The organism is Sulfurimonas sp., from assembly GCF_023229105.1.
Taxonomy (GTDB): domain Bacteria; phylum Campylobacterota; class Campylobacteria; order Campylobacterales; family Sulfurimonadaceae; genus Sulfurimonas.
Genome location: NZ_JALNZY010000011.1, coordinates 1 through 18,809, shown reverse-complemented (window position 1 = coordinate 18,809; position 18,809 = coordinate 1). Strand labels below are relative to the sequence as shown.

12 protein-coding genes are annotated in these 18,809 nt (G+C 35.2%); all 12 read left to right on the top strand.

Going from position 1 to position 18,809, the window contains the following annotated elements; all coding sequences use genetic code 11:
• Window positions 1–6 precede the first annotated feature (6 nt).
• Window positions 7–231 carry a VF530 family protein gene (locus tag M0Q17_RS02710; RefSeq protein WP_295083048.1) on the top strand — a complete coding sequence of 75 codons (225 nt, stop codon included), beginning with the start codon at window positions 7–9 and terminating at the stop codon, window positions 229–231.
• 144 nt (window positions 232–375) lie between these two features.
• Window positions 376–2,475 carry a type I secretion system permease/ATPase gene (locus tag M0Q17_RS02705; RefSeq protein WP_295083046.1) on the top strand — a complete coding sequence of 700 codons (2,100 nt, stop codon included), beginning with the start codon at window positions 376–378 and terminating at the stop codon, window positions 2,473–2,475.
• A complete protein-coding gene (locus tag M0Q17_RS02700) occupies window positions 2,472–3,740 on the top strand; it encodes an HlyD family type I secretion periplasmic adaptor subunit (protein WP_295083044.1) in 1,269 nt (422 codons plus the stop codon). Before M0Q17_RS02705 ends, M0Q17_RS02700 begins: the two co-directional genes overlap by 4 nt.
• Window positions 3,741–3,796: 56 nt before the next feature.
• On the top strand, window positions 3,797–4,621 hold the full coding sequence (locus tag M0Q17_RS02695) for an HDOD domain-containing protein (RefSeq protein WP_295083042.1): 825 nt from the start codon (window positions 3,797–3,799) through the stop codon (window positions 4,619–4,621).
• Between the two features lie 143 nt (window positions 4,622–4,764).
• A complete protein-coding gene (locus tag M0Q17_RS02690) occupies window positions 4,765–5,709 on the top strand; it encodes a hypothetical protein (protein ID WP_295083040.1) in 945 nt (314 codons plus the stop codon).
• 103 nt (window positions 5,710–5,812) lie between these two features.
• Window positions 5,813–6,883 carry a MotA/TolQ/ExbB proton channel family protein gene (locus M0Q17_RS02685; RefSeq protein ID WP_295083038.1) on the top strand — a complete coding sequence of 357 codons (1,071 nt, stop codon included), beginning with the start codon at window positions 5,813–5,815 and terminating at the stop codon, window positions 6,881–6,883.
• A 4-nt stretch (window positions 6,884–6,887) separates the two neighbouring features.
• Window positions 6,888–7,592, top strand: coding sequence for a hypothetical protein (locus M0Q17_RS02680; protein ID WP_295083036.1), 705 nt, complete (start codon window positions 6,888–6,890; stop codon window positions 7,590–7,592).
• The gene (locus tag M0Q17_RS02675; RefSeq protein ID WP_295083035.1) at window positions 7,589–9,991 is read left to right on the top strand and encodes a TolC family protein; all 2,403 of its coding nucleotides are present in this window, start codon (window positions 7,589–7,591) and stop codon (window positions 9,989–9,991) included. The genes M0Q17_RS02680 and M0Q17_RS02675 overlap by 4 nt, the downstream gene beginning before the upstream one ends.
• Window positions 9,988–12,144, top strand: a complete 2,157-nt coding sequence (locus M0Q17_RS02670) for an EAL domain-containing protein (protein WP_295083033.1) — start codon at window positions 9,988–9,990, stop codon at window positions 12,142–12,144. Before M0Q17_RS02675 ends, M0Q17_RS02670 begins: the two co-directional genes overlap by 4 nt.
• Window positions 12,145–12,153: 9 nt before the next feature.
• Entirely contained in the window at window positions 12,154–12,690 is a 537-nt protein-coding gene (locus M0Q17_RS02665) for a hypothetical protein (RefSeq protein ID WP_295083030.1), read from the top strand.
• Window positions 12,677–13,621 carry a hypothetical protein gene (locus tag M0Q17_RS02660; protein ID WP_295083028.1) on the top strand — a complete coding sequence of 315 codons (945 nt, stop codon included), beginning with the start codon at window positions 12,677–12,679 and terminating at the stop codon, window positions 13,619–13,621. Before M0Q17_RS02665 ends, M0Q17_RS02660 begins: the two co-directional genes overlap by 14 nt.
• Window positions 13,622–13,726: 105 nt before the next feature.
• The coding region (locus M0Q17_RS02655) for a calcium-binding protein (RefSeq protein ID WP_295083026.1) at window positions 13,727–18,809 on the top strand (5,083 nt) is incomplete at its 3' end.

The following is an 18,809-nucleotide window of genomic DNA, read 5'->3' as shown; positions in this document are numbered from 1 at the left end:
TAAAAAATGAGTGAAGAAGAAAAAAACAAGAACAATCCGTTGCATGGTGTCAAACTGCAGCATATTTTGGAGACTTTAGTTGAGCGTTACGGATTTAAAGAGCTGGGAAATAAGATAAATATCAGATGTTTTTTGATAAATCCGACTATTAGTTCATGCTTGAAATTTTTAAGAAAAACACCGTGGGCAAGAGAGAAAGTTGAAGAGTTGTATCTGCGTCTTAAGGACTAAACACAGAGAAGGAGTTTTTTGACGGCTATATATTTTTTGATGCTCTTGCTTGTTCTCAATGGCAAAGTTCAAATTGTAAAAAGTCTAGCAATTAAGTAGAGTTGAATTATAATGCTTATCTCATAGTTATAAAGGTTAAATCTTATGGTATCGCAATCGACAGAACAAAATCCTTTGCTAAAAACTTATAAATATATACTTGACTTTTATTTTGGCAATGTTAGTTACGACACTATTTTTAGTCTAAATCACATTACAAATGAAGATTTTAGTATGGAGTCTCTCTTTATTGTCTCTGAACAAATAGGTCTTGTAGCTTTAGAAAAAACGATGCTAGCATCCGATATCGCAAGTCACTTCCTGCCTTGCATTGTGTTTAACAAGCGTAATGAACCTTTTATTTATCGAAAAAATATTGCCAACAAAAAAATAGAACTCTATGATGCTCTTAGGGAAAAAAGTTTTGAAATAGAGTATAAAAAATTAAAGGAATACAAAAAAGCTCTTCTTATATTTAGAGAAGAATCTAAAGCCGATTTAATAGATAAAACACCTACAAACAAATGGTTTTGGCAACCTGTAAAGTCGTTTTGGAGGTCGTATGTAGAGGTTGGAATTTTAACATTTTTTATAAATTTGTTCGCTCTTTTTGTGCCTTTGTATATTATGATTGTCTACGACAGAGTGGTTCCAAATGAAGCTTATGATACTCTTTTTGTACTAAGTTTCGGACTTATAATTGCGCTTGTTTTTGAACTTGTTTTTAAGAGTGTTAGAAGTCATATTATCGATAAAACCGGTAAAAAACTCTCTTTGCATCTTGAAGAAGATTTGATGAAAAGACTTCTCGGTATCCAATCGCAGTATGACATCATGATGACGGGCTCTAAGGCAAATTTATTTAGAGAGTTGGCAGCCGTGAGGGATTTTTTTGCTACAAAGTCTATTATACAGATTATCGATTTTCCATTTTTTATATTTGCGCTTATAGTCATATATTTTATCTCCCCGGCTGTTGCTTTGGTTCCTTTTTTTATAGCTCTTATTATAATGCTTATGAATATAGGGTTGCAAACCCCGATTGGACACTTGAGTAAAAAATATCTTGAAAATATTCAGTCAAAACATAACTATTTGGTTGAAACGATACAAGGTAGCGATACGCTAAAGCTTTCTAATGCATCAGCTTCAAAACTTTTTAATTGGAGAAATATCATAGCTTTTGGAGAAAATATTCAGGGTAAGATTCAGTCCGTAAACGCATTTGCACTTAATATTTCACAAACACTGATTCAGTTGACGACAGTTTTAGTTGTTTCAGTGGGTGTTTTTCAGATTGCAGATAAAAATTTAAGTGTTGGCGGGCTTATTGCCGTAACCATCTTGGCAAGCAGAGCTATGGTTCCCATAATCAGCCTCTCAACAATGCTTATAAAGTTTAAAGAGATTAAAAACTCTCTAAATAATCTTAAAGAATTTTGGAATCTGCCTTTAGAAAATGAAAAAAATATCGAGATAGGAATTGAAGCTTTAAAGGGAGACATTGAATTTAAAGATGTTACTTATTATTTTAAAAATTCAAAATATCCCTCTGTAAGTAATCTTAATCTGAAAATAAAAAGTGGTGAAAAAGTAGGTATTATCGGGCAGACTGGAGCGGGAAAATCAACGGTTTTAAAACTTTTAACAGGACTTTTGCATCCGACAAAGGGAAGTATATTTATAGACAATCATGATATTTCTACAATCCACCCTGTAGAAATTAGGCAAAATATAGGTGTTATGACGCAAGAACCATATCTTTTTAACGGTACCTTAAAAGAGAATATAGAGCTTTCAAAGCCAATTAGCAAAGAGAGGATGATGGAGCTTATTGTTTTGAGTGGGCTTGAAGACCTTGTGAAAAAAAGTGCTCAGGGCGATGGTCTTGTCGTGGGAGAGAGAGGGGCAAACCTAAGTGTTGGACAAAAGCATCTCGTAGGTCTTGCAAGAGCAATTGTTAACGATCCCTCAATCCTTATCTTGGATGAGCCCACAACTGGGCTTGATGTAGGTTTAGAGAAAAAGCTTATGAATAATTTAAAAAAGATTATTGAGAAGAAAACGCTTATTTTGATTACACATAGGTTTGCTGCACTAGAGCTTGTAAAGCGCATAATCGTTATCAATAACGGAAAAATAGTTGCAGATGGTCCACGAGATGCAGTCTTAAATGCGCTTAGAACGCCCGAGGGTGCAAAATGAAACTTCATTATCAAGAAGAAGATTGGAACTACAAACTGGTTATCTACCCTATGATGGCATTTGTTGTTATATTTTTTATTTGGGCTACTTTTGCTGAAATAGATGAGGTAGTAAAAGGTGAGGGAAGAATTGTTCCCTCAGGACAAACAAAAGTTTTACAGCACTTTGAGGGCGGTATAATTACCGATATTCTCGTAAGTGAAGGTAAAAGTGTGAAAAAAGGTGATGTTTTGTACACCTTGAAAAACGATTATTTTATGGCTGATTTAAAATCACAAGAACTTGAAATAATGGCCCTTCAGGCAAAAGCGATGAGACTTGAAGCACTGATTGACAACAAGAGTCTTGTATTTGCAAAAGAGTTCACACAGACTATAAGCGGAATTCTTGAAAGTGAGCGGCAAACTTTTGAGGAAGAAAATGCAAATCATAAAAGGCAACTGGGAATAGCAAAAGACCAATTAAAACAAAAAGTTCTTAGATTGGATGAGTTGAGTATGAAGCTACAAAATCTTGAAATGGAGATGCAGCTTGCAAATGAAAATATGCAAATACAAGATGCTTTGCTGAAGAAAAATGTAGTATCGAGAAAAAATTACTTAGCAGAGTTGTCAAAAAAACAGACTCTTGTAACTGAGATGCAAAATGTGAGAAGTTTGATTCCTATTGTAAAAGAAGAGATTAGTGAGTCAGAAAAAAAGGTAGAGAGTGTAAACTCAGAGATGCTTTCAAAAAATCTCAAACAACTCTCTGAGGTAAAACTTAGCATTCGACAGATTCAGGAAAAATACAAAGCCAGTCTGGATAGGGATTTACGAAAAGATATCGTAAGTCCAGTGAATGGCGTGGTAAATAAGCTCTATTTTAATACGGTAGATGGGATAATAAAGCCTGGGGACAATATAGCAGAGATAACGCCCGTAGAGGATAAACTTATAATAGAAGCGAGAATAAAACCAAGCGATAGAGCTCAAGTTTGGAGCAACCAAAAAGTCTCCATAGAGATAACAGCGTACGATTTTTCAAAATATGGTCTTTTAGAGGGAAGAGTCGTCTCAATATCTCCTGATAGCACGGAGGATAGACAAGGCAACAGATACTATGCCTTGAAAGTAAAAGCCGATACGCTTGGGTTTGATGAAAACTCTCGAATCCTTCCGGGCATGGTTGCAAATATTAATATTTTAACAGGTAAAAAAACTGTTTTAAGATATCTGATAAAACCTTTAAAAGATATCGCGCAGAACTCTTTTAAGGAAATTTAACATTTGCGCAGCATCAAAGCATTAGTATGCGATAAACTAAAGATAGGATTTTATGTATGACTTATATCGAACTTTTAAAAAGAATAGATGCTTTAGCTCCTCTGCCAAAAACTGTTTTAGATATAGAAGAATTTAAAAAAACAGATAATTATGATACGAATGATTTAGTAAAAATAATCGAGCAAGATCCATTGATGGTGTCAACAATTTTAAAAACAGCAAATTCGGCGATGTTTGGTTTTGTAAGTAAGATTGATTCTCTGAGTAAAGCAGTTGCTCTTTTGGGTATAAATTTTACAATTTCTATCGCTTTAGCAAGCGGTATCAAAAATGCTTTAAACAGTCAATTGATTGCATATGGCGGCGATAGCGATATGTTTTTAAGAGTAGCAAATATGCAGTCAAATTTTGTAAGCTTATGGATGAGTCAAGTTGATATGGAACTTAAAAAAGAGTTGATATTGCCATCTTTTTTACAAGAGAGCGGCAAGTTTCTTATAAACAATGCTGTTATGGATGAAGGAAAAAAAGAAAATTTTCTTAAGCAAATCAATGAGAGATTTGATGATATAAGTGCAGTAGAAAAAGAGTTTGTCGGGATGAGTAGTGCTGATGTAACTTCTGCAATTTTTAAACATTGGAATATTGCTCAAAGTATTATTGGCGGCATTAAGTATAGTGATGATGTCTCAAAGGTACCTCCTTTGTTTGAAAAACATGCAAAGATTTTAAATATTGTAAAACTCGTTTGTAATATTTCAAAACCCTTTGATGAAAAATGTATAGAACAGGCTAGACAAAGAGTGGAGGATTTTGGTTTTGATTTGAAACCTTTTGATGCCGCTGTTGTTAAAATGCAAACAAGAATTTCTGAAGAATAAGATATGGGTAAATGCATCTTTAAAAGAATATGTTTAGTTTTAATGTATATAAAATATAGTAATATGTTAAACTCTGTTTAATATTTTCAAGGTAAGTTTATCATTAGATAAAAAATATAATTTAATTAAGGAATTTCAAAAAAATGTTTACTTTTATTAAAAGAGCACAAGAACTATTGGCACTGCTTAAGAAAAACAAGGGTCTTTGGTTTACGACCTTGTTTATTATATCTATTATTGGAATTTCTGTTTCTATGTATATTATTATGACTATGACAGATAGGGTCTCTGAGAAAGTCTATAAAAGTATGCTTGATAGTTATGAGTTAAAATTAGATGCAAAAGTACAAAGCAAGCACGAAGAGTTTAAAAAAATAGCAGCAGTGATTCAGCAAGATGAGGTGCTTTTAAGTGCTTTGGAAGTGGACAACACTACCATTATAGATAAATTTAAAAAATCTTTAAACGAAGAGTTTCTCAAAAATGGATTTACCGGTTTGAGCGTAGATTTTGTTAGTGCAATAAATAAAAACAAACCTTTAAGAAATACAGTAAACACAATAATAAGCAGCAAAAGATCGCTCTTTGGAGCAGAGGTTTTAGATAATGGCGTTTTCTTTGTTTATTTTGTTCCTTTGCGAAAAAATGAAAGTGTTTACGGTGTTTTAGAGATTAAGGAGTCCGTGCACGCTTTTAAAACACAACTGACAAAAGAAGGAAGCCAATACCTGTTTTTACTTGATAAAAAGATGCTTCCGACTTTGTCTCTTGAAGAAAAAGCAGATAAGTACAAAGAAATCAATGAAAACTATGTCCTAAAACAAGATGAGTATAATACGAAATTTGCATCAACTATAAGTGAAATAGATTTTGAAAAAATTAAACAACTTAGATATGCTCTTGATAGCAACTATTTTAGAGTTGCTAAAAAAATCACTGATATAAATGGAGTAGATATCGGTTTGATGGTCTCAGGAGAGAGTATAGATGCAAGTGGTGGTTTTGTTAATATTGCCGGTGATATGACAAATACAGTTACTACTGTTGCTTTGGGATTAGTAATTTCCATTATCTTATTTCTGTTTTAGGTAGCTCATGAGACGTATTAGAATATTAAAAATTTATTTTATTTTTTGGCTTTTCATCTTTTTTTTAGTTTTTTCAAATCTCGATTCTTTTATTAGCTTTTTTATGGCTACTTTGACTTTTAATATTGCAGTTTTGACAATTCTTGCAATCGGTATGATAATTGTCTATCACTCAGCCTTTAGATTAACCATGCTAGCTGGAACATTCGGTATCTTGGCTTATAAACAAGGTAAGGAACTTACTCAGTATCTACATGGTATTGATAGAATTATGCCTGCGAGTATTGCTCATATGTTCTATAAAAGAGCAAAGGGAGGGTCTCTTTATTTTACTCAAACAGAAGCAAAAGAAGTAACCACTTGGCTTGAAGAAAAATTTGCTTCTCAAAAAGTTTATATAAACTTTTTTGCGGCAACTGCTTTAATGATAGGACTTTTTGGAACATTTACGGGCTTACTTAAAGCTATTGACGATATGGGAGCTATTGTTTTATCTTTGGGCGGAGACATCAATATTGCCGAAATAATCTCCGGATTTTCTGGACCCCTAAGCGGCATGGCGATAGGTTTTGGTTCCTCTTTGTTTGGTGTTGCCACGGCTATTATTTTAAGTCTTAAGAGTTATATTCTCAGCAGAAATCAAGAGTCTTTTATAGAAGATATAGAGGATTGGATGAAGGGCAGAATAATTGATTCACAATCTGCTGAGGCAATCCAGCAGTTTCGAGAAGCGGAGGGTCTTTGTAGCATAAATCTTGGTCAAAATACGGAAGTTCAACAGGTGGTTGCCTCTTCTGATCCTATGGCTTCGAGCAAATTTTTAGATGTTTTTGGAGAAGCTATGAGCGGGCTTAGAGATGAGATAAAGAAAAGCTCTGAGGGCAATGAAATTATATATAAGATGCTCTCAGAAAATCTAGAATCTACCGCTAAATCAACCTCAAATCAGATAGCACTTTTAGAGAGTATTGTAAATTCCATAAAAGAGTTAAATATTAATCAATTTTCAAATTCAAGCACGCTTGATGAGTCGATACAATCTCTTGCTAACATAGCAACGAGCCAGCATAAGACTATGAAGCAGTTGGTAGATATTCAAAAACAAAATCAAGAATCGATGGAAAATCTAACTCAAACTTTTGCTTTAGCATCAAAAGCTACGATGAAAAGTTAACATAATGGCAAAAGGATGTGAACAAGAATTTAACCCATGGCCCGCATTTGTTGATGTTTTTTCATCAGTCATTTTGGTTATGTTGCTGTTTTTGCTAATCACTATTGTAAATATTGTCTATTATGCGCAGTTTAAACATAAAGTTTCTTATACGGGAGCGATAACTAAAGATGAGGTCATTTCAAGTAAAGAGACAAAAAAATTTGAAGTTTTTAAAAAAGAGAATATACAAGAAGAAGAAAATATCTCTCAAAGCGTAAAACAAAGAGAGATTCCAATAACTCAAACGAAAGAGCATTTAGGTGAAATAGAAAAAGCAGGGAAGGATTTAAGCAGAATATATGAGGATGAAGTTACAAAACAAGAGACAGTTATAGCAGAGGACTACTTGCTCTTAAATTTTGGAAGCAACGCGATTAAGCTAGATAACCCAGTCATCTTGCAGATAAGAGAATTCATAAACAAAATCAGGCAAAAAAATTTCAAACATGTAGTTCTAATCAGTGCAGTAGATTCGACAAATCAAATCAGTGCAACGGTTATGAAGCAGATTTCACTAGCAAGAACACTTAATGCGAGAAACTTGATAAGACAAATGGGGTATGACATAAAAGATGTCCGCATCGATCTACTTACTCCGAATGCAACAAAAATTATAAATCAAAATGAAAATGGATACCTTATAATCAGGATTGAGAAAAAACGATGATATTTTATAAAAAAATAGAAATTTTAATTATTATTTTTATACTAAATTGTACTCTTGTTGTAGCAGATACTTTAGCAAACTCTAGTTTAAGCGACATACAAAAAAGTCCTTCTACTAAAGAGAATCTTAAAAAAGAGTTTGGCATAAATGAAGAACAAGAGAGAAAAATTCAAAATTTTAAGAAAGTCTCTTTAACAGATGTAGTTTTAGAAACTGTTTCAAACAGCTACAACATAAAAGTTGCAAGAGAAAAAGTAAGACAAACAAAAATAAGTCTGGATGATGCTTACTCTGGATATAAGCCTACCCTTGATCTTGAATATACTTACGGTAGCAATCGAGTAACTCCCGGAGATGAGGGCAAAGAAACGGGCACACATAGCTATGCTGATGAAAATCTAAAGGTGCTTCTTAAGCAAAACATCTATGCGGGAGGCGCAACTGAGTATAAAATCAAAGCTCTTACAGAGAGCCTGCAGGTGTCAAAAAGTCGTTATGAACTTGCTATAAGCCAAGAGATACAAAATGCGATCAAGGCATATTTTGGTGTTGTTTTTTCTTTTCAATCTTCTACTGTAACTAAAACAAATATGGAGATGTTACGAAAAATACTCGAAATTGTAACCATAAAATATGAACTCGGGGCAGCTTCTATTGGGGACATAAGTTCCATCAAAGCGAGTGTTGCCAACGCAGAATCAAAACTAAGTCAAACTAATTCAAAATTTGTTGAAGCATTAAAATATTATGAATATATCGTCGGAGAAAACTTTAAATATACCTTGCCCTATGAATATGAGTATGATATAAAAATTGACTCCTTAGAGGAGCTGCTTAAAAAAGCTAACGAGGGCAATTTAAATATTGTAAGTTACTTATTGAGCGTTAAATCTGAAGAGTACAAGCTAAAGGGTAATGAATCCGGGTTTAAGCCAAAAGTGGATCTTTTTTTTACGTACATGAGGACTTTTGATAAAGATACTATTGATAGAGAGTTCTATGAGCAGGATACAAGTCAGGTCTTTTTAAGTGTAAAATACAATCTATATAATGGCGACAAAGATTCAAATGCCATCATCTCAGCTTATAGCGCAATCAGGGAGTTGCAATACAAAATCGAAGAGGAAAGAAGAAAAGTAAAGTGGATAATTTCTAATGTATTTCAGTCATTAAATGCACTTGATGGAACTATAAATAGCATAAAGCAAGAGGTTGAGTCTTCTAAGGTTATGGTTGAGTCATATTGGGAAGCTTTTCAAAACGGGGAGCAGGATTTACAAACTCTTCTAATCGCGCAAAGACAGCTTAACGCAGCACAGGTTTCACTTATAGAGTCTTATGAAAATAGAGTAAATAATTATTTTAAACTTTTGTTTGAGACGGGCGAACTTGTTTCATTTTTTGAGTTAGATCCGACAAAAGAAAATTTTATTGATTTTACAAAAAGTAAATATAACAACAACTATTCTAAAGATACGCAACTCGCAAAAGAGTATACGGATTTTATGACTTTAAACATAGAAGCAGACCAGATTACAGTAGAAAAAGAGGTACAAACGATTGATACCCTCGAAGATATCTTGATGTTTAAAGATATGTTTTTAGATGCCAATGATAGTGATTTTACTATTTTTATTAGCAGTTTTGAATCGGTATATGAGACTTTTAGTTTTATGCAGGAAAATAATGCGACAAAACATGCCTTTATAGTTGATATGATTGAAGGGGATAAGCTCAAAAATGCAATAGCGTATGGAATTTATAGTAGTTTTGAACATGCAAACGAGGTGTTGGGCACTGTAAAAAAAGCACAAGATAAAAAATATGAAGTTGTGCCGATAACTAAAATCAAAGAACTTTATAAGAAGTTTTTAGACTCTTTAAGTGAGTTGCAACCTAAAGAAGCGGTGCCACAAAAAGAGATTATCAAAACTAAAATAATAAAACTTGTTCCCAAAGAACCACAACCTTATTTTACAAATGAGGAGTTCAAGCAAGAGTTTATGCGAGCGGATGAAAGTCTCTTTACTATCAACCTCGCGACTTTTACTAAACTCGATGATGCCATTATTCTTCTAGATAAAGAAAAGATAAGCAACAAAGCATTTGTCTTTAAATATGGCACTAATGCAGAGTGGATTAAAGTTCTTTATGGTGTTTTTGCAACGTATGAGCAAGCGCAGGCAGGTCTGGCTAGCTTATCAGCAAAGACAAAAGAGAACTATTTTCCTATTATAGAAAATATTAAGGACAAGCAAGAGCTGTATAAAAAATATAACCATTTAAAACTAGGTACGCCACTAAGCTCTTTTGGCAAAACTGAGTATAGGCAGATGCCAGAAGATGAAGAGACTAAAGAGCAACTCAAACAAAAAAATATGCAAGTGAATGAAGATTGAAAAATAAATTAAAATTTACCATAGGTATAAAATTTGCATTAAGCGTTTTGTTTTTTTTACTAGTGGTAACCACTCTTTTTGTGTATAGCTACTTTAGTCATAAAGCAGCAATAAAAAATGAATTTAATGAGAGCATCAGGCATAGTACAGAGGTTGTTTTTGAGGAGCTGCAAGATGGCTTATTTAGTTCCAGCCATGAAGCCATCCGTGCCATGCTCTTATCTGCTATACAAACAACCGAGATTAGTTCTATTAAGCTCTCTTATAAAAGATTTTTATTTTCAAAAGAGACACTTCTTCACAACTCTAATTATGCAAAAAATAGTGATTGGGAGATTAATGATGTAGTAACAGATGCCAAAAATGGTCAGGTTGCGGCTCTTGAGAACAACATGTACGAATTTTTAAGCCCAAAAGATTTTAGCTCACAGAAGCCGATTGTTTTTAAGTTTTTTTTGTACAAAAACGAGATGCTTATTAATGCAATCTCTAACATTTATTTTGGATATGAGGTCTCAAAAAAAGAGTTTAACTCAGACTCTTTTGATAAAAATAAAACACTAGGTACTTTTTTAAGGGAGAAAAAAAGCATTCCTATGTTTAACAAACCATTTGTAGAACTTGAATATATCATAGATCAAAGCATGTTAAAAGACAAAACAGCAGCTCTGCTAAGAACATATTTGATATATTATTTTCTTTCTATATTGCTACTAGGGCTGATTTTTATAGGAATTTATATTATATTTATAAAAAGAATGCTTTTAAATTCTATAAAACATTTTAAAGAGAGTATGGCTGAGACGCTTAAAAATAATTTTGTATTTATTGATAAAAAAGAGGTAATAAGCGAGGAGGTAGATGAAGCTTTTCGTTTGCTTGGTAATATAACAAAAAAATATATCATAGTTCTTAATGAACTTAACATAAATAAAAATATTTTAGAGAGAAAAATCTTTACTGATGATTTAACGGGACTTCCAAATCAAAAAGTTTTTGAATTGGATTTGAAAAATATGTTTATTGTCGGTTCGGATGGATTTGTCGGAACTATTAAGCTTGAGTCTTTAGGAGAGTTTACAAAAAAATTCGGTTCGGCTTTGGCAAATCACTATATAGAAGAGTTTGCCAATGTCGTGCAGAACAAATTTTATGAACTTAGTTTGCAAGAAGCTACGCTCTATAGATTTTTTGGTTCAGAATTTGCAATGATTCTTAAAAATGAAGATGAAGAGAAAATTTTAGAGTTTTCTAAAAATCTTCAAGAAGAGCTCAAAGATATGGGTATGCGTTATGAAGTAGAAAATAAACCAGCTTATTTTGGACTTATTCCCTTTGATAAGTACGGAACAATAGACTCCATTTTACACTCTTTAAGTGATGCATATAACATTGCAAAAAATAGCGAAAATTATTACTATGTGATAAGCCCATCTGAAGTTCTAGATAAGTTTAGTGTGATAGAGCAAAATGTAAGAGAAATAATAGAAAATAACTTTTTTGAAATAGAGTATGGTTTTGAGACAAGAAGCATGGAAGATAACAAAATCATTATGCTAGAAGCAATTCCTATGCTTTATGATAAAAACAGAGAAAAATTTTCTATCGGCGTATTTATGTCTGCTGCAGAAAAGATTAAACTTGCAGTTTCGTTTGATAAAAAAATCATAGAATTGGTTGTGAATTACATTAAAACAAATGATTTTAAATACAGCATTGTTATAAATTTATCAATGCTCTCACTTAAAGATAATGAATTTTTAACGTGGCTACACTCTTTGTTTTTATTTAATGAAAATATTTCTAAAAAAATTATTTTTAGTATGACCTCCTACAATGCTTCTACGGACGTGGAGACATTTAAAAATTTCACACAAGAGATTCATAGATTTGGGGCAAAAATTATTTTAAAAAGGTTTAGTATAAACGACTTTGCAATAGAGCAGTTAGAAGAGTTGCAGCTGGACTATTTAAGAATAAATAAAGAATATACTACTAATATATTTAATGACAGAGATAAAAAACATTTTCTAAGAACCGTCATAAATCTTGGGCAGTCTCATGAAATTCTCATAATCGGCGATAATATAAGAGACGAAAGAGATATTGAGGTATGTGAGGGCATGGGCTTAGACGCTATTAGTAATTATTAAGGCAAGTAGATGAAAAAGACTCTTTTTGGTGTTGGTTTAAGTGTTGTTTTTTTACTCTTTAGTGGCTGTAGCCATAAAGAAGTTCTTGTCTCTAAATACTATCCAAACTATGCAAAAGATGATATTTTACTTGCAGGTAAATATGCTTTTTTAACTGATAAGCATCATGAGTATATTGTGGATTCTTACAGGGACCGACTTGAAGCGACGAAAATAGATTTGATTTTTCATGTTTTGTTTCATGAAGATTATGTACTAAAGGTTGAAGAGGACGCATGCGGAACCTTGGCAACTTTGATGCTTGATGGTTCTTTTGGTGTAAAAAAAATGAACAAATATAGTTCTTTAGAGCATAAAAATTTGCAAATTCGTCACAATGAATTTTGGGAGAAAATAGAGCTTTTTACAAGCAAAGAAAATTGTAAAAATATCTTTATTGAACCGACAAAAGATATGAGCGAATGTAAAATAAAAAATGAGTTTGAAAATGGTCTTGTAAAAGATAATGTAAAAAACCCATTTGGAGTTTGTGATGAAAATCACTAAATTAATTCTGCTGCAGGCACTGTTTTTATCTTTTGCATTTTGTGATGACTTTGAAAAAGGGATGGAATTTTATAAAAATAGAGAGTTTATGAAGGCGCATGAGCTGTTTATAGCTGTAGCAGATGAAAACAACTCAAATGCACAGTATAATCTTGCATTAATGTATAGATTTGGCGAGGGAGTTGAAAAAAATTTAGCTCAAAGTGCTTATTGGCTAAAAAAATCGGCAGCTGCTGATAATGCAATTGCTCAAAACACATTGGCATATTTTTATGAAAACGGTATCGGTGTAGAGAAAAATATAAAAAAGGCTATGGAACTATATGAGCGCTCGGCAATGCAAGGATATGCTCTTGCCCAGTTTAATCTCGCTATGATTTATGAAACTTTTGAATTTGATGATAAGGCTTTAAAAAAAGCTTTTGCTATGTATGAAAAAGCTGCAAACAATGGACTTGTTCCTGCTCAAAATAATTTGGCGCGGTTATATTATTTTGGTATCGGTACGCAAAAGGATTTGAAAAAAGCGTTTGAGTGGTATGAGAGAGCGGCAAATCTTGGTGATGATGTAGCAGCCTTTAATTTAGCTCTGATGTATTACAGCGCAGAGGGTACTTCAAAAGAGTATGATAAAACAATTTTTTGGCTTGAGTTTTCTGCGAAAAAAGGAAATATATTTGCGCAAACACAGCTTGGAGATTTTTACAGAAGTGCAGAGCTAGTTGAGCAGAGTTATGAGGAAGCATTTTTTTGGTATTTTGAAGCCGCTGCCGCTGGATATGCTAAAGCGCAATACTATATCGGGCTTTTTTATTATGAGGGATATGGAGTTGCGCAAAACAAAGAAGAAGGACTTTTTTGGATGGATAAATCAAAAAAAAATGGCTACCCTTTTGCAGATGCTTTCCTAAAAAGAGTAAGTAAAAAATAAAGTAATATATTTTAAAATATATGATAAAATGAAAGATATGACAAAAAGATGCTATATTTTAGCGAAGAGTTATAAAAAACAAGACAATATTTAGGGGGTGTAACAATGGCAGATCAAAGCATAAACCAAACTGCTCAAACAGCAGAAGTTCCGGTTGATACAAATAGCGTTTTGCAGTACCAAGACAAAAAAGTTGTTATAAATAAAGCACCCTTAAAAGGTCAAAATGTGGCGGTATATGTTCGGCCTGGTGATGATGTCTTGTATGAGATGGAAGATATTGATGTTGAATCTTTGGAGTATCGTCTTGTTGGTGGCGATATCGTTGTAACTATGCCAAACGGAGGAGTTTTTACTTTTGTCTCCATGGCGCTTATGGGATATGGCGAAAACCCACCCTCTTTTTTGGGCACGGGAGCGCAGAAATTCACTCTAAGTGATGTCCTCTCTCAAGTTGAAGAGGTAAACGACTTGCCCTTTGACTCTATAGCGGTTGAAGCGGATATACAGCAAGAAGATAGAGTTAAGAAAATCGTAGAAGAGTATGAAGAGGAGGTGCAAAAATTAAGTCAAGCTATACTGCAGCAAGATAATTTTAATGACTTGCTACCGAGCACGAATGCTCAAGTGCAAAATCAACAGTTTGCATTTGAAGATAGCTCAACTAAACTAGATGATTTTGCGTTTCAAGAACCAACTCCAACCGTGGTAGAGAGTAGTACCCCAAATGAATTTAGCAATCAGTTTTTAGGTCGATACACGCAGCCTCCAAGACCTCGGAATGACTTTGATGCGTATAAGCCTGACGTTGAGATGATTCCAAAGCCTGACGTTGAGATGATTCCGAAACCTGATGAGGAGATGATGCCAGAAAATGATTTTACAGACTACTTTCCAGAAAATGATTTTACAGACTACTTTCCAGAAAATGATTTTACGGATTACGGCGATGGAAATGGTGATGGTAATGGACCACCTGATGCAGCAAAACCGGCTTTTTATTTTAAGGCTACGGCACATCAAGTAAGATACAGTGAGACGACAAATGATGAGGGGCAGATTGAAATTTTAGGTGGCGGCGGAAGTATCAATGGGTATAAATTTGATTCTATAACCAACCAGTTTGAGCCAGAAACTATAGATATTAGTGATAGAAGTGAAGATATGGTAATAAGAGCAGAAGACTCTACCTACTTTAGCGATACACCGCCAAGCTTTACAGATGTAAATACTCTAACTTTTAAAGACCTACTTGCTGGACAGTCAGTTACTGTTGATGGATTAAAACTAACTGCAACCGATGCAATTACTGCAGCTGATGTTGCAACTGCTTTTGCCTCTTTAAGTGCTAGTGCGGCTACCGGAAATGCTGTAGCAAACGGCTCGTGGGATGGAGCATTATCTGCTGATTGGGCTTCTGGTGCGGCAACTGGAACTGAGGTTACTTTTACAAGTGTAACTCCAAATGTAGAAGTTGCTGATATTGTCACAACTTCATTAGGCTCAACAGTTGCCGCACCGACTGATGTTAGCACTGTTGCTACTCAAGGTGGAGCTGGCACGGAAACACACGCGCTTACATTTCAAGATTTAATAGTTGGTCAATCAGTAACTGTTGATGGCTTGAAACTTACTGCAACAGGTGCTCTAACGGCTGCAGAAGTAGCCGCAGGTTTTGCAACTCTTGCTGCAAGTGTCGCAAATGGAAATGCTGTAGCAAACGGTGATTGGAGTGGAGCATTATCTGCTGATTGGGCTTCTGGCGTGGCAACTGGAGCTGAGGTTATTTTTACAAGTCAAACTGCAACAACTGATGTTGCTGACATTGTCGTAAGCTCTACAGGCTCAACAGTTGACGCACCAGCTGACGTTGGGGTTACTTCTAGTCAAGAGGTTGTTACAACCTACCTCTCTAGAGTCTTGAGATTTGAGCCGCAGATGCCTGAAGGATTTTATGTTGAGAGCTTTATCTTGGACGGTCTTCCTTCGGGAGTAATACTTTTTGATAAAGACGGGAATGAGATTAGCGGTTCTACCATCACAAAAGATCAAATGCTTTTTAAAGATGAATTGGGCAATACGATTGATTATAGTAGCCCTGATTTTATTACAAACTTTAAGAGTGTGGAGTTTGTAATAAAATATACGCAAACTCTCGACCCTTTTAATGTAGCCATAACCTCTAACTATAAACTCGATGATGCTTATTTGCAAACAACAGATTTAGAACCTGAACAGTCCTATACCAATGAATATACTTTTGCACTAAAAGATATAACAGTTGCCGATGATTATACATACAACAAAGCCGATTTTGCAAATGCGAAGGATGAGGGATTTATCTTATCAAAAGAGCCAAACTATAATATCATAAAAGACGGTAGCGGGAATAGCACTATATACGGTGGCATGGTAAAAGATATAGTTTATGACGGTGCGGGAGACGACACGGTCTATCTCAGTGGTGGAGATGACACGCTATATGGCGGAAGCGGTACAAACTACATCTATGGCGATACAGATAATGATTCAGCTGATGCAAAAGAGTATACAGGTGAAGATACCGTTAGTTATGAAAATGTGCAGAGTTTTGGGTCAAGCGAGGTAAAACTGCTTGCACAAGAAGGGTTTATATCTGCTGAAGAAAATCAAAAACTAAGTGCAACATACGAGCTTAGCGATGAAAATGGCAACCCTATTGCAAACTCTCTAGATATAGATATGTTAGCCTCTTACAAAGGGGTGTATGTTGATTTGGATGGCGTACATGTAGATGGACTCAATATTGATGTTAACGGCGATGAGGTTATAGATACAAATGATAAAATCAATGCTATTTCAAAATTTGCAAACAGGGTAGAAAAATTTACATACGATGAAAACGGTAGTGCTATAGATACTATAATCGGGGAAAATATCACTTTCACAAGTGTCACTCCAAATGCAGCCGTAGAGGATATCACTGTCTCTTGGGCAGGAGTTTTGGAAGTTGCCGCACCGGATGCTCTTGATGTAGCATCTACTCAAGGAGTTTCTGGAACTCAAACAGAAGAACATGCGCTTACATTTCAAGACCTAATTGCGGGACAATCAGTAACGGTTGATGGCTTAAAGCTTACTGCAATAGGTAATATTACTGCTGCAGAAGTAGCCGCAGGTTTTGCAAATCTCGACAGCAGTGCTGCTACAACTGGCGCTGTTGTAGCAAATGGAACATGGAGTGGTGCAAAAACTACTGCATGGTCTTCAGGTGCGATTACCGATACCGCAACCGTAACGTTTACAAGTCAAACTCCGACTGAGCCAGTGGCAGACATTGTTATATCTTCTAGCGGAGTGAGCGCTGTCGCTGCTCCAACGGATGCCGTGAGCAGTGCAGTTCAAGGCAGTGATATGATTACAGAAAAACACAGTGTAGTTTTTAAGGATTTGATTGCAGGGCAGTCGGTGAGTATCGGCGGTTTAACGCTTACTGCTAGCACAACTCTTAGCGCAGCAAATATAGCTGCCGCATTTGCAAATCTTGCTGCGGGTGTTACTGAGGGCAATGCAGTGGCGGGCGGAGAGTGGAGCGGTACATTTTCAAGTGATTGGACTTCGGGTGCACAAGAACAAAGTGGTTTAGAAAATCTTCAGGCAATAGGTTATGATGTTCTTAAAGATATTGAAAATATCACAGGCAGCAATTATAACGATACTATTTATGGAAATGCCCTTAAAGATAATGTTTTATCCGGGCTTGACGGAAGCGATACAATAGATGGTCGAGGCGGCAATAATACTTTACTTGGCGGAGATGGTTACGATACGCTTTTTGCAGGCAGTGGAGAAGATTTTATAGATGGTGGAGCCGATACGGATACAGTCAGTTACATAAATGCCACGCAGGGAATGATTATCCGTTTTGACAGACCTTTTTCAGAGGAGTTTGACTATGCTGGATATGCTGCGGGCGATTTTGTCATAAAAGATAAAATCATTAACATGGAAGATATCCGAGGTTCGGAGTATGCGGATACTATCTATGGAAATGGAAGTACAAATTTTATAGAAGCAGGCGATGGAGATGACCGTATATTTGCTGGCGGCGGCTATGATTTTATAGATGGTGGTACGGGAAGTGATTGGATTAGCTACAATCCTGCAGATTATCCAAACCTTGCAACAAACTCAAGCTTTATGGAAGAGATACAAGGAATAACTGTTGATTTAAACAGCTCTGATTTTGTTATGGTTAAAGAAACAACTACAAAAAGACTTATCGACCTTGTGAAAGATATCGAACAGATAAGAGCCACAAACGGCAATGACGTTATCTATGGCGGCAACAGTGCGGAAACTTTTTGGGGACTTGACGGGGATGACAGATTGGAGAGTAGAGGTGGTAATGACATACTCTATGGCGGAGACGGAAATGATTATCTACGACCTGGAGCCGGACTAGATATAAGTTATGGCGGCGCAGGCACGGACTATTTGGAGCTTTATAATGATGGCTTAGTAGCAGGTTCTCGCCTTAGATTGAGTGAAGCGGGCACACTTCAATATTCAACAGACAGCACAGATGGCGTAGATGGAACATGGGCTGATGGATATAACGCAAACGGAGGTATTAACCTTGCTTATGAGTTTGAAGGATTTGGCGGTTCAACTTCAGCTGATGTAATTTACGGAAACAATCAAGATAATGTTCTAAATGGTCATCAAGGTGACGATAAAATTTATGGTCTTGACGGAGCAGATACCATTAGAGGGGGAGATGGAGCCGACACTATTTATGGAGGAGACGGCGATGATATCATCTATGGCGAGAGAGATGATGATATCATAGATGCCGGAAGTGGAGATGATACTGTATATGGATATGGCAAATATACCACTTCTTCAAATAACGATACTATAGATGGCGGAACGGGTACAAATACGCTTGACTACACTGCAACCAACGATGGTTTTGTTCTTAATATGATGGTAGTTGAAGGTGCTGATTATTCAAGAGTGGATTTTAGTACAGGTGCTATTTATGATGATTTAGTTAAAAATTTTACAAAAATTATCGGTAGCAGAGGAGCCGATACTATTACCGCAAATGACTCCGGCATGTATTTAGATGGTTGGAGTGGAGTGGACAAACTTTATGGTGGAGCAGGGAGTGACACCATTATTGCTAGAAATACTACCGGCGAAG

Excerpts from the sequence above, each read along its gene's own strand:
- M0Q17_RS02665 (WP_295083030.1), top strand. The coding sequence starts at position 12,154 with ATGAAAAAGACTCTTTTTGGTGTTGGTTTAAGTGTTGTTTTTTTACTC.
- M0Q17_RS02695 (WP_295083042.1), top strand. The coding sequence starts at position 3,797 with ATGACTTATATCGAACTTTTAAAAAGAATAGATGCTTTAGCTCCTCTG.
- M0Q17_RS02685 (WP_295083038.1), top strand. The coding sequence starts at position 5,813 with ATGGCTACTTTGACTTTTAATATTGCAGTTTTGACAATTCTTGCAATC.
- M0Q17_RS02700 (WP_295083044.1), top strand. The coding sequence starts at position 2,472 with ATGAAACTTCATTATCAAGAAGAAGATTGGAACTACAAACTGGTTATC.
- M0Q17_RS02710 (WP_295083048.1), top strand. The coding sequence starts at position 7 with ATGAGTGAAGAAGAAAAAAACAAGAACAATCCGTTGCATGGTGTCAAA.
- M0Q17_RS02690 (WP_295083040.1), top strand. The coding sequence starts at position 4,765 with ATGTTTACTTTTATTAAAAGAGCACAAGAACTATTGGCACTGCTTAAG.
- M0Q17_RS02675 (WP_295083035.1), top strand. The coding sequence starts at position 7,589 with ATGATATTTTATAAAAAAATAGAAATTTTAATTATTATTTTTATACTA.
- M0Q17_RS02660 (WP_295083028.1), top strand. The coding sequence starts at position 12,677 with ATGAAAATCACTAAATTAATTCTGCTGCAGGCACTGTTTTTATCTTTT.
- M0Q17_RS02705 (WP_295083046.1), top strand. The coding sequence starts at position 376 with ATGGTATCGCAATCGACAGAACAAAATCCTTTGCTAAAAACTTATAAA.
- M0Q17_RS02680 (WP_295083036.1), top strand. The coding sequence starts at position 6,888 with ATGGCAAAAGGATGTGAACAAGAATTTAACCCATGGCCCGCATTTGTT.